Origin of the sequence: Paenibacillus luteus, from assembly GCF_006542765.1 — a bacterium.
Taxonomy (GTDB): domain Bacteria; phylum Bacillota; class Bacilli; order Paenibacillales; family Paenibacillaceae; genus Pristimantibacillus; species Pristimantibacillus luteus.
On sequence record NZ_SKCD01000030.1, the window covers coordinates 1 to 13,612 of the forward strand.

The 13,612-nt window shown below is 43.4% G+C and carries 7 protein-coding genes; all 7 read left to right on the forward strand.

What is annotated here, in order from left to right:
* Positions 1–775 precede the first annotated feature (775 nt).
* The 7 genes from E0496_RS21575 (at position 776) to E0496_RS21605 (ending at position 13,594) form a co-directional block, all read left to right on the forward strand.
* Positions 776–2,092 (forward strand): ABC transporter substrate-binding protein, encoded by a 1,317-nt coding sequence (locus E0496_RS21575; protein ID WP_141503866.1) that lies wholly within the window; start codon positions 776–778, stop codon positions 2,090–2,092.
* A 90-nt stretch (positions 2,093–2,182) separates the two neighbouring features.
* Positions 2,183–3,100: a carbohydrate ABC transporter permease gene (locus tag E0496_RS21580; protein WP_141503867.1), complete on the forward strand. Its 918-nt coding sequence runs from the start codon at positions 2,183–2,185 to the stop codon at positions 3,098–3,100.
* A 13-nt stretch (positions 3,101–3,113) separates the two neighbouring features.
* Positions 3,114–3,944: a carbohydrate ABC transporter permease gene (locus E0496_RS21585; RefSeq protein ID WP_141503868.1), complete on the forward strand. Its 831-nt coding sequence runs from the start codon at positions 3,114–3,116 to the stop codon at positions 3,942–3,944.
* Between the two features lie 313 nt (positions 3,945–4,257).
* Entirely contained in the window at positions 4,258–6,039 is a 1,782-nt protein-coding gene (locus E0496_RS21590) for a cache domain-containing sensor histidine kinase (protein ID WP_277755873.1), read from the forward strand.
* A 20-nt stretch (positions 6,040–6,059) separates the two neighbouring features.
* Entirely contained in the window at positions 6,060–7,661 is a 1,602-nt protein-coding gene (locus E0496_RS21595) for a response regulator (protein WP_141503870.1), read from the forward strand.
* Between the two features lie 57 nt (positions 7,662–7,718).
* Positions 7,719–8,993 (forward strand): ABC transporter substrate-binding protein, encoded by a 1,275-nt coding sequence (locus E0496_RS21600; protein WP_241674921.1) that lies wholly within the window; start codon positions 7,719–7,721, stop codon positions 8,991–8,993.
* A 305-nt stretch (positions 8,994–9,298) separates the two neighbouring features.
* Positions 9,299–13,594, forward strand: a complete 4,296-nt coding sequence (locus E0496_RS21605) for a LamG-like jellyroll fold domain-containing protein (protein ID WP_141503871.1) — start codon at positions 9,299–9,301, stop codon at positions 13,592–13,594.
* Positions 13,595–13,612: the final 18 nt, after the last annotated feature.

Genomic DNA, 13,612 nt, shown 5'->3' on the forward strand with positions numbered 1-13,612 from the left:
GATGTTGGATTGAACATTCAACGTGATGTACATACTCATCTCTCCCTTGAGACCAGTATGTTTCATCTCGTCAAAGTTGTACATTATTATTCAAGCACTTCTGTACATGTTTAGATTAGCATTTACAATTTTATCCATTTTCTCTAAAACGCCTGGGATGTAAGCATCAAGCGTCACCACCTTCAAATCGAGCAAACGTAGCCGAAAACCCTCCTCAAAAGACTTTCAGAGGAGGATTTTTTTATGGATTGAGAAGCTCGTGTCGAGACATTCCGTGCAAGTGACGAGCTGCCGATGCATTTGTGCAAAGCCAATCATTTCGACCGACGCCATCTTTACGTTTGGTTGAAGAAGCAGGCTCTGTTTTCTCCCAATAATCAGGCGATCTTCATTCCTGTTCAGGTGACTCCTGAGCATCCCCGCCCAATGGGGGGCATGTCATGAGTCAGAAGTATGTGGACAGCAAACCATTCTGGGTTTTGCGTATTGCAGCTGATGAAGGGAAATCTTCACTTTCTTTTCTTTGAGAGGCTGGGTGAAATTATCTCGGTGGGCTCGACCATGGCCGCAATTAAAGGAATTCCATTGTATAAGTAAAAAAATGAATCTTAAAAGTAAAAGAAGTGCAAAAAAACTTGAGGGAGGGAATAGACATTTGGGTAGGTAGTAAAGAAAGGTACATGAGTCGTAAAATGCGTTAATTTCAAGAGCCTCCCGTATAGCCTACTATTGTAGATGAAAGAGAACGCAAACAGTTTAGGGAGGTTTTTACAGGATGAAGAACAAAGTTTTGCTGTTGATGCTTGTATTCGTACTTAGTTTAACTGCTTTAACAGCGTGTGCGGGAAATAAGAATACGTCTCCCGCAAACAATGAGAACAAACAGACAGAAGCTCCAAAGCAGACAGGAAAAGATAGTGATACGAGCAATAACAAAGGTGATGTAACGCTAAGATATGCCGTTTGGGATTCCAATCAGGCGAAGGGCCTTCGCGTAATGGCTGATGAGTTCGAAGCTGCAAATCCGGGTATCAAAATTAATATTGAAGTCATTGGCTGGTCCGATTATTGGACAATGTTGGAGGCAGGTGCAACAGGTGGCTCCTTGCCAGACGTATTCTGGATGCATTCCAACGAAATTTATCGTTATGCCTCGAATGGGATGCTGATGAATTTGAACGACCAAATCGGCTCCAGCTCGAAGGTGGATCTGTCTAAGTTTCCTCAAGGAATTGTACAGATTTACAATTTCGAGGATAAGCAATATGGCGTGCCAAAGGATTTCGACACCATTGGCCTTTGGTACAACAAAACCTTGTTCGATGCGGCTAAGTTGAGTTATCCGGATGAGACTTGGACATGGGACGATTTGTACAATGCTGCCAAGGCGCTGACGAAGGATGGCGTATATGGTATGCTGGCACCGCTTCATAATCAAGAGGGTTACTACAACTTCGTATATCAAAATGGCGGAACCATCATCACAGATGACAAAAAATCTGGTTACGACGATCCGAAAACCATTGAGGCGTTGGAGTACTATGTGAAATTTGTCCGTGATGGTCTGTCTCCAGAAGTTTATGCTGATTCAGAGCGTGCGGAAGCCTTGCAAAATGGGGTTGTAGCTATGGGGCTGTTCGGTTCATGGAACCTGGCGGGCTTTACAGCAAATGAATTCCTTGCGAAAAACTTTGATGTAGCTGTACTTCCGAAACAAGCGAAGCAAGCTTCTATTTATAACGGCTTAGCTCATTCCATTGCTCACAATACGGAGCATCCGGAGGAAGCTTGGAAGTTTGTTGAATACCTGGGCTCAAAGGAAGGACAAGATAAACAAGCGCAATTGGGAGTCGCTATTTCAGCTTATGAAGGCGCAGCAGATTTGTGGGTTTCTTCCAACACAACATTTAACGTAAAAGCATTTGTTGATATGGTGAAATATGGTGTTATTCGTCCTTATTCCAACACAACAATTGTTTGGGAGGACAAAGCATACGAAGCATTAAAATCGGCATTTGGCGGTAAAGAATCGGTTGAGGCGGCAGCTAAAAAAGCGGCTGCTGCGATGAATCAGTCTCTTGAAGCTGAGTAAGCACGGTATTCCGGTGCGGTAGCTCCGACTCAAAGAATCCAAATGACGGTAACCATACACGGTTACCGTCATTTAGTAGGAGAGTTTAGGATGAATAATATAATAAGCACTCGAAAAAAAGTGTCGAAGAGCAAGCTTAACATGTGGTTATGGGGTTGGTTCATGGTCGCACCCACGATGATAGGTTTGATTTTTCTAAATATCATTCCGATTTTCCAAACCATTTATTTGAGCTTGTTTAAAAGCGGAGATTTTGGCAGAGGCAACATATTTGTCGGCTTCGATAATTATATCCGAATGTTCGGGGATGCGCAGGTCTGGCATGCTGTCGCAAATACCCTTCTTTATACGCTGCTTGTTGTTCCATTCAGTGTTGTATTTTCCATTATCATCGCAGTTTTGCTTAACGGGAAAATTAAGGGCAAATCTTTCTTTCGGACGATCTATTTCATTCCCATGATGGCAGCGCCAGCAGCTGTAACTATGGTATGGAGATGGTTATATAATCCTCAGTTTGGATTAATAAACTATGTCCTTAATCGATTAGGGCTTGATTCTGTAAAGTGGACGACCGATCCCCAAGTTGCATTGATCGCCATTTCGATCATTGGGATTTGGAGTATTGTGGGGTACAATATGGTGCTGCTGCTGGCGAGCCTGAAGGAAATCCCGCGGGATTACTATGAAGCTTCAGAAATTGACGGAGCTAGTAAGATGCAACAATTTTTTGTCGTTACCTTACCGCTTCTGACGCCAACGCTATTCTTCGTAAGTGTGACAACAATTATACAGTCCATGCAGGTGTTTGACGTTATCTATATGATGATAGATGTAGCAAATCCTGCCTATGAGAATACGGTATCTCTTGTATACTTGTTCTATAATAATTCTTTTAAATATATGGATAAAGGCTATGGCTCCTCCATTGTTGTGCTTTTACTTGTTATTATTATGATCATTACGTATATTCAACTCAAAGCAGAGAAAAAATGGGTCAATTACATGTAGGAGGTATCATTTAATGGGAAAGGTTGGGAAATTCGCTAAAGTATTAGCCTATACTTTTTTGACAGTTGGTGCTTGTTTGATGATCTTGCCATTTCTTTGGATGTTGCTCACATCATTCAAGACAGTTGCGGAGTCCACATCGATGAATCCCTTTGTGTTTTTCCCCAACACAGTGAAATGGATAAATTATTTGGAAGTCATTGAGAAAAATAACTTTGTTGCCTTCTACTATAATACATTTGCGATGATATTGTTTCGTGTGATTTGCTCGCTACTCTTTAGCGCGATGGCTGCATACGCGTTTGCTAGACTGCAATTTCCAGGAAGAAACTTCCTGTTTGGCATCGTTTTGTTTCAAATGATGGTGCCAACTCAAATTTTCATTATTCCTCAGTATCTAATGGTAGACGCGCTAGGCATGCGCAATACGATCTTTGCACTGGTATTCCCGGGAATAGTGAGTGCATTCGGAACCTTCCTGCTGCGGCAATTTTTCCTTAATCTGCCGAAAGAGCTGGAAGAGGCTGCGAAGCTGGACGGATGCAATATTGGTCAAACCTTCGTTCGCATTATGCTTCCATTAACCAGGTCAGGCTTGATCGCTTTAGGAATCTTTACTTCTTTGTTTGCTTTCAAGGATATGATGTGGCCGCTAATTATTAATACAAGCACGGAATCGGCGACACTTTCGTCGGCACTGGCGAAGATCCAGAGCGCTATCTCTGTGCATTATCCTGAGTTGATGGCTGCCTCCGTTTTGGCAATTTGGCCGATGCTTCTGATCTTTATGGTGTTTCAGAAGCAATTTGTGGAGGGAATTTCAACATCAGGAGGCAAGCTGTAAGCGTTCGTGCGACAGTCTAGCGGATTACATCCGATACCAAGGCCAAGCGTATCGTTGCAATAAGGAGCAGAGATGGGGGCTGTCCCTCGCTCTGCTCTTTATTGCTAAATACCATAGAAAAAAATAATAGTAGCCATGAACGGTTGTTTGCTATTGACTCTGTGATCTTTGGTAGAATGGTATTAATATCTATCTTTTTAAAAAAATATAAGAATCTATAAGTTTGTTCGCATATAAAGAGCTTATAGTTCTCCGTCAACGCTTAACCCATATTAATGAGATGGAATGAGATGAAGTGATGAATATAAGCAGAATGTTTCAATTTATTAGTATAAATACCAAGCTTATTATCATCTTCTTATGCTGTATAATTATCCCGCTCCTTACGATGACACTTAATTCGTATTACACCTCCCAGAATCTTCTGGAACGCAAATATTCAGATTTGATGTTGGATATTGCGAGCCAATCAACGATTCGTATTGGAGAGTTTCTGAGGGAAGTAGAGAAGCTGTCACTCGTTGCAAGCTATGGGATGAACAGTTATGTATCCGCTTCATCGCATGAGGCTTACCCCATTCAGGATTATCTCAGAGACAGCGGTGAATTGAACGAAAGTATCGTCTATCGGATGCTGATGAACTACATTTTGTTGAAGGATCGTCTGTTTTCTATTTATATTTATAATTTGAATGGTGGCAAGGATATTTACATTAGCTCTCATCTTCCCATTGATTATAATTACAGGGCGGTTGAAGAACAATGGTTTAAGGGGTTTTTGGAATCGGACAGTAAAGTTACAATATTAAGCACAGCAGCAGATTTACAGGTTAGAATGGATAATCACCTTGCGATTCTTCAAGCACGCAAAATTTTCGATATTCATAATGGCAAGCTTATTGGAGTAATGGTGACCAGTATCGATATTGATTTTATCAATATTGTGAATGATCTTCTGCAAGAAGGCTTGCGTTCGAGATTTGCTATCGTGGATGAAAATAATAATATTATTTATCATGCGGATACGTCTCTAATCGGGCAGCCTTTTTCTAATTATTTTTCCCCTACAGATTTAAGCAGTCAACTGGATGCCCAGGGGGCAGGTGTCGTTCGTTCGGATGATACGGACTATATCGTTGCGAAAAGCTCCTTTCAGGAACTCCCGTGGACGACCTATTTCTATTTGCCGCTAAATGAGGTTTCTGCCGAGGGCGATATTTTAGAACAAAATTTAATTATTCTTGCATCCTTAATGCTAGTCTTCTCGGTCATTATCTCCTTTTATTCTTCCAGTGTCATTACAAGACCTCTTAAGAGCCTAATGCGCAATATGACATCGGTAGAATTGGGTCAATTTGATCATTTGCCTACTATCCGCTCACGCGATGAAATTGGGCTTCTTTCCAATCGATTTAAACAAATGACTAGTGAGCTGAAGCGACTGGTAGAACGTATTCATCATGAAGAGGGGGAGAAAGCTGCCGCCGAAATACAAGCCCTGCAGTCGCAGATTAATCCTCACTTTCTATATAATACTCTGGGTTCAATTAAGTGGATTGCATCTATGCAGCAAGCAGACAAGATCGTTGATATGACGGAGGCGCTTATTTCTCTGTTGCGATATGCGGCTAGGCATGAAAGCTCGATGGTGAGCATACGTGATGAAATGGACAATATCAGCAACTATATGACAATTCAAAATGTGCGCTATTATAATCGTATTCAGATGATATGGGAAGTGGAGGATGCCTTACTTGATCATTACGTGCCCAAGCTAACATTACAGCCAATAATTGAAAACGCTATTTTTCATGGTATTGCCGATTCTGAGGAGGACGGTACAATTATCGTTCACATTTGTAAAGAAGATCGCAAAATCAAGATTCATATTGGAGACAATGGAATTGGCATGGATTTGGAAACCATGAGTTCGTTGGAACAAGCCTTATCCGCTCGCCATTCGCAAAAATATGGAATTGGAGTGCAAAATGTGCATCGACGCATTCAGCTTCATTTTGGAGATCAGTATGGTGTGACATTCACTAGTATTCAAGGTAACGGGACGACGTTTACCATTACAATTCCAGGCGATTAGGATTGGAGGGAGTACAGGCCATGTTAAAACTGATTATTGTTGATGATGAGCTTCTTATGCGAATTGGACTTCGATCATTGATTCATTGGGAGGAGCATGGTTTTCAAATTGTGGGAGAGGCTTCGAATGGCAAAGAGGCATTGGAGATTGCCGCCAAGGCATCGCCTGACCTTATCATTACAGATGTCAGAATGCCCACCATGGATGGCTTGGAATTGATAAGGGAAACAAGTAAATTTTTGAAAAATTGCAAATATGTTATTTTAAGCAATTTTGATGAGTTTCGCTATGTTAAAGAGGCGATGCAATTAGGCGCTTCTGATTATTTGATTAAATGTGAGATCAAGCCGGATATATTAGCTCAGCTATTAAGCCAACTTAGGCAACAGTATTCTCATCTCAAGCAGCATCAATTGTCGCAGTTGCCGGAGGACTACTATAAGCAAAGTCTGACCTATTTGAAGGAAGTGCTGTTCAAGGAAGCCATCAGTGGGCTAAAGTCGGAGCAGGATATTATCGCCAAGGTCGAGCCTCTAAACATACGTCTGCGTCCTGCAGAGATGGTCATAGCAAAAATAAAAATTGAGCATTTTGAAGAGGTTCAGAAAAAATATGTAGAGAAGGACGAGAAGCTGCTGCGATTCTCGATCGTTAATGTGCTTGAGGAGATCATTCCGAATAAGTGGAGTCGCGAGATTGTCGTTGAAAGCTCGTCGGAGTATTTGGTTATTATGAATACGATACCGGAGGTGGACAAGTCCCTTCGAGCGGAATTAGATAAGCTTTGTGTCAAAATCATTCGCTCGATAAAGGATTTTGTGAATTTGCGTGTCTCCATTGGAATGAGTACGCCTGTACAAGGGTATCGCTACATCAAGCTGGCGTATCAGGAAGCATCGCTTGCCTTGCAGCAGAGCTTCTACACGGGTGCTGGGCAGGTGCTGTACTTTGAGGAGATTTCAAAGCATCCGAATCATACGGGTCCAGGCGTTTCTTTGAGTCGAAATCAAGAGCATGAATACCAAAATATTATTGAGAGTAAAAATGTGAATCGGCTGCATGCCTTTATGGAGGATGTTTGGAACTTTGTGCATCGGGAGCAAGCAAGTGCGGAGGAAATTCGAGGCATTTATATTTCCTTGATTGAGACTGTGAATACATATTTATCCATAACGGTGCGATCACGCTTCCTTTCCGACGACAAGTCACTATACGAAACCATTCTCAAGGTCGGAACGTGGGAGGAGATTCACTTTCTCGTGCTTGATTATGTGCTTGCATTATTTGAAAGCGAGTCCAAAAATAGTGAGCAGCTAACGTATGCAGATATGGCGATTCAAATTATGGATCGGTATTACAACACGGATATCTCCTTACAAAGCGTCGCCAAGCAGATTAATGTCAACCCCTCTTATTTGAGCCGAATATTCAAGCAGGAGACGGGGATGAACTTTGTCAGCTATTTAACAGGGATTCGTATCAACAAAGCAAAGCTTTTATTGGAAAATAAACAGTTAAAGGTGTATGAGGTTGCAGAGAAAATCGGGTATCACAATTATTCATATTTTAGCCGGATATTCAAAAAGGTAGTAGGCGTAAGTCCGGAGGAGTATCGGGGCTAAACCAGCTTGCTCTACAGCAACAAGCTTATCAGATGGTGGAGAGAGGAGAAAAAATCTTTGAAAAGGTGGGCAATTAACGGGCTCCTTGTTGTAACTATTTGTATATTATCTTCATGTACGCACGAAGGCAATATTGGCTCTCGCGGCACGATCGCTACCAAGGAGCCTGCTCAGGTGGTTTTGCGTTATTCCAGCTATTTGCTGGATACGGCTCAAGCAGGCAGAACGTATTACAAGGCGATCGAAGAGTTTGAGCTACTTAATCCAACGATTAAGATCGAAACAGACTTTATTCAGAATGCTTATTATACAGCGGGAATTAAAGCGAGATTGCTAGGCGGAGAAAAGCTAGATGTATTCGATACTTGGTCGCCAAGCCTGTTTAGAGAGTTTTTGAGACTCGGCGATCATATTTACTTGGACTTGACGAACTCTACATTTTTACAGGATTTTCTTCCCTCCTCTCTTGAGCCGGTAACGATCGATGGCAAAATATACGGCGTTCCAGAAGTTATGCACAGTGACGGCTTAATCTATAACAAAACCATGTTTGAGGAGCACGGATTAGTAGTGCCACAGACATGGGATGAATTTCTGCTGTTATGCGATACGCTGAAAGCTAAAGGCATCATACCCGTTGCGCTTGATTCTGAATGGTGGGTTCCGCAATTTATCTTTGGCTCTATACTATCAAGCAACGGTGCGGATTCTGCCTGGACGGCTAAGTTGGAGAGCGGAGAGACGAAGGTATCGCATCCGATCTTCGTTGATGCCATGATGAAAACGAATCAATTGGTGACGAGTGGTTATGTGCCGGAAAATTGGCTTAGTCTGAAACATGAGCAATCGAAGGATTTAGTGGGACAGGGCAAAGCGGCAATGATTGCTGCGGGAACTTGGGACTTGCCAAGTATTATGGAACGTAATTCGGATATTGACATTGGATTTATGATTGTTCCTGGTGATGAGCGGGCGGTTCCTAACATTAATATTGGGACTTATCGCGTCATCAATTCGAATACGGAATATCCAGAGGAAGCTAAGCTATTCGTAGCATTCATGAATGGCAAAATAAATCAGGAGAAGCTGGCGTTAGGCGCATTGGCAGTTCCATCCGTCAAGGGCTATGAAGTGAATCATCCGATTATTGAGAAGATCGCAGAGGTTGTTACTCGGGAGGACGCCATGGTTTTCTGGCCGCATACCGTATCGACGGAAACCTTGCAGGTCAAAATTTTAGAAGGTGTAAATCAATACTTATTAGGGACAGACCTGGAAGAAGTTCTGGCTATTATTCAGCAAGCCATTGACGATGAGCGAAGTGAATACTAGTATTTGATAGTCTCCTAAGGCTGCCAATTCGTTATGGTCAAAAAAAGATAGAAACAAATAAAAAAAGTACAAGACATCTGTTATCCATTCGTAGCAGTGTAGAAGATCGTAAAGAAAGGAGCATGAGAAGTAAAAAACTTTGATTTCTTAAATCTACGTACTACCGTATCATTTTCATTGGGGATAATAGATTACAGTGACTAAGGGGAGGTTGAAGCAGGTATGTTGGCTTAAGCCAAGCTTCATACCAGTGTAATTTTGCTTGAGGAACAGGTTGTACAAAAAAATGAAGAGGTGAGATTATTTTGAGACCCTATGTTAAGCGTTCGATTGCAGCTATTCTAGCCTTATTGATTATGTTGCCGATCTCGATGGTAAGCGCTTCCACGACAGATGATCAAGAACCGGTAGTGAACTTGATGGCTGATGCAAGTCCAATCTTCAACTGGTCATTTGATGAGAATCAGGTAAAGAACGGAACGGTCATTGAGAATAGTGCAAATCCTGCAGACAGTGACGATTATGCCGTGCTTAAAGGGACGGCGGCGATTGTGAACGATGAACAGCGGGGGGGCGTGCTATCCCTGTCTGGAGGTTCTAATGGTACAGCATGGCTGGAGCTGCCGAAGAATCTGTACAGTGAAGTTGAGGAAGCGCTTACCTTCTCTGTATGGGTAAATATTGATCAAGGGGCAAACGCTTATACACGACTTTTCTCCTCTACGATTGGAGCAAAAGGACTGACAAACAGCGGAATAAACGGATGGCGTGATTCAGAGTTTGTTGTGATTGCCGGCGGCGGATCGTTTAATAACCGGGTGTATACGGGCACAGATCCAGCAGCGGTTGCTAGCTACCGCGGAGATATCGTGTGGAATGCCAACCCTTCCAGAGGCAAATGGCAGCACATTGCGATAACCATGAATAAAGCTGGCGCATACGAGGTGTATCTGGATGGGAAGGTGCTTGCAGCGAGCAGCATAGAAGCAGGCAACAGCTCCTCCGGGGCGACAATGCTCTCAACGATGGCACAATTATTTAATCGTGACTTTCTGAATGCGTTGCAGTTCAATGATTTTGGCAGATCTCTCTATACATCGGACGGAGATATCAAAGGGAAATTCGACGATATCCGGGTTTATAACGCAAAATTGACTACGGATCAGATAAGCTCATTGTATGAAGCAACGAAGCCAGAGGTAAACACCGTAGAGATCCCTGCGAAAATCAATGTGAATCTGGCAGATCGCTCGCTAGGACAAGTGTTCCATGGCTCTGCCGGGGCACTATATGCGATAAGCGAGCCCAACGTACCAGACATTAACACGCTTATTCCGATCAAGCCTTCGCACATTTCGCAGAAGCCGCCGAATGGCATTCAGCATCCGACAGGAGATGCTCTGAGAGTAGCCGATTATTTCTTTGAGGCTGGCGGAGAAGTCGTTAACATCGTTATGCAGGATTATTATCAGCGTTGGTACTATCCTTCAAGGACGGCGACAGAATATATTAACGAAGCCGTTATTCCGATTACAACGGCCGTTAAGGCATTTAAGGAGAAATGGGGTGCTGAAAACCCCGGTCAAGATCCGGATCAGAAATTCATTTATATTCCCTTCAATGAGCCTGAACAAAATAATACACGTTATCCGCAATTGCTGTCCGACAACGCTACGGGCAAAAGCTCAAGAGCGATACTTAACAGCGATTGGCTGGCGGTAACGAAAAAAATTAAAGAAATTGATCATGGCGCTGTTATTTCAGGAGTCAATCTAACTCAGTATGGAACTAAGGTGTTTGAAGATTTTATTGCCTATTGCGTAATTAATGATTGCCTCCCTGATATCACCAGCTGGCATATGCTGTGGAACAAAGCGTTTAACGCTACAGCGGGCAATATTGCGACTTACCGAGCTGTAGAACAAGCGAATACAGCAAAGTACAAGGAACTATATCCAGATCGCGAGCTTCCGTTTCCGATCAAAGTGGATATTAACGAATATGCCGCTACGGCAGAGATAGCTGTAGGTGGATCGCTTGTGCAGTATATCGCGCGGTATGACGAATTGAAGATGAACAGTATGTTGCCTTACTGGAATACAGCCAATTCCTACGGCTCTTTGCTAGCCGGACAGAATGAACCGAATGGTGCATGGTGGCTGTATAAATGGTATGCAGATATGATGGGCGGCGATATGGCCAAGATTAGCGTCGTTACCCCACGAAGTGAGACAGACGCTTTCGGTCCTGGCTTGTATGGCCTGTCCTCGATTCAGGATGAGAAGAAGCAGGTTGGCATTGCGTTCGGTGGTACAGAAGGCAACGGCTCGATCGTTTTCAATAACGTGACAGGCCATGCGAACAGCCCAGCGTTCTTAGCAGGGGCAGAGCAAGTGCATGTTACCGTATGGCATGCAGGTTATACGGGTCTGACTGGGTTTCTTGTAGAGCCTACACAAATTATTGATCGTAATTATCCGGTCAAGAACGGTTCAGTCACGCTTGATGTGAAGTTGGATGATTATACATCGGCTTATTTCGCTGTCATTACTCCAGCAGTAAGCAACGTATCCAATGAGGTTTGGTTTGACCGCTTTGAAGCGGAGAATGCTGAGGTGCTGACAAACGTGTCGACGACGAGTGTCTATCCGCGCGCTAGCAACTCCGGTCGTTCAGCTTCCAATGGTCAGTACATCTCAGGTATTAAGCAACAAACGAGTGTTGTAAAATGGACCAATGTTACAGTACCGTCTGACGGAAGGTACCGAATGGAATTAATTGGCGGCAGCGGAGCAACGGCAAGCATGCGTAATCAAGCCAATACCGGGAATGCGAACCAACGCATCAATTCGGAATGGTTCATCAAAATTGATGATCGGCCATCCGAAAAGATCGTTCTTCGTGCAGATTACAACTATGAGCTGTTAGGCGGAACTACGACATTTGTTGATCTAGAAGCCGGAAAGCATACGATTAGCATTAGCAAATTCAATCAGGATACGGGTGCAGAGGGTCAGGGCGAATCTACGCTTGACGCGTTCGAGTTAACGTATAGTGGCGCGATAGGAGCGCTTCCGAATTATCGTGTACAGGCGGAATTTGCTGATTATGATTCAGCGAAGGGCTTATCGCGCGGAGACAGCCTTGCAGGCTTTGAAGGAGCGGGCTATGTGACTGGCTACGGCACAGACCCTAATGCGAATACTCGCTTTGTCGTAAGTGTGCTTGATGATGGGATGTATGATGTAGCGATTCGATATGCGTCTGGCGGCAATGGCGTCATCAAAGTAGGTCATGATCGCAAGCCAGTAGTGGATGTTTCGGTATCCAATACGAAAGGTCAATGGGCGGAAGCAAAGCTGCGCATGTTCCTGCGCACAGGCATCAACCTGATTGATATCAAATCGAATGCAGCACTTCATTTGGATGCTATTCATGCAGCCTTCGTTAATACAGATTCGATCTTCTCTATTGAAGCTGAGGATGCTGTGATTGTAGGAACTCCAGCAGGAACAGAGCTTCCGCTTATACGTAACGACGCCTTTGCAAAATATGCATCGGGCGGTAAGTATGTCAGCGGCATTACCTCTTTTGATGCTGCGGAAAGATATCTTGCCATTGAAGATATCGTAGTTCCTGAGGATGGAAACTACAAGCTGGTTGTTCGATATGCGAATGGTGAAAGCACGGGTACGCATTCCTATAACAATGATGTTGTGGAGAGATATGCACAGATCAGCGTTAATGGCGGTGAAGCGAGAATGGTACACTTTAAAAATACCGTTTCATGGCAGCAATTTGCTACACAAACCATTGATGTAGAACTGAAGAAAGGCGCCAATACGATTAAGTTCTCAAATAATAATACGTATAATGGCGGCTCCAACCCGTTTGGCGGCAATAATGGTGCAGGCACGCAAGGATTTAACCATTACACCGCAGTTCCAAATCAATATACACCAGCCTTTGACCGTTTTGACCTCTATATACCAAAGCCATCAGTAGCTGCTGTTAGCTCGGCAGTTCTATCAGGCAAGGAGACTGTACAAGCGGGACAAACCTTTGATTTGGTTTATAGTCTGAAAGGGATAACGCAGACGGTTATGGCACAGGATCTAATGATTGAGTACGATGCTGACAAGCTTCAGCTTGTAGGCGCGCCAGTCACGTTGAATGAGGCGAAGTTCGTTCACGAATACAAAGAAGGACCGGGATGGATTCGTATTATCGGCATCCATCAAGATGATTATCAGACGAATCCTAATAGGGATCTCCTGACGCTTAGCTTCCAAGCGAAGGATATCATTGGAGCAGCCGATATTCGGGTTTCCAGTGTTGTTATCGCAGATGAAGAGGGTATTGAGACGGATGTTAGCGGTGCAACGCATACGGTTCAAATTCAGAAGACGAAAATACCTGGCGATGTAAATAACGATAATAAAGTAAGCGTAGGCGATCTAGCGCTGTTAGCTAAAGTGTATGGCAAGTCGAAGGCTACAAGCCCAGACTGGAATCAAGTGAAGGAATACGACTTCAATAATGACGATATCATTGACATTGAGGATCTAGTGTTGTTGGCAAGGTTAATTCTCGCTAATTAATTTGGTTGAGAGCGTTCA

Coding starts and splice junctions, on each gene's coding strand:
- E0496_RS21590 (WP_277755873.1), top strand. CDS start 4,258: ATGTTTCAATTTATTAGTATAAATACCAAGCTTATTATCATCTTCTTA.
- E0496_RS21595 (WP_141503870.1), top strand. CDS start 6,060: ATGTTAAAACTGATTATTGTTGATGATGAGCTTCTTATGCGAATTGGA.
- E0496_RS21575 (WP_141503866.1), top strand. CDS start 776: ATGAAGAACAAAGTTTTGCTGTTGATGCTTGTATTCGTACTTAGTTTA.
- E0496_RS21585 (WP_141503868.1), top strand. CDS start 3,114: ATGGGAAAGGTTGGGAAATTCGCTAAAGTATTAGCCTATACTTTTTTG.
- E0496_RS21580 (WP_141503867.1), top strand. CDS start 2,183: ATGAATAATATAATAAGCACTCGAAAAAAAGTGTCGAAGAGCAAGCTT.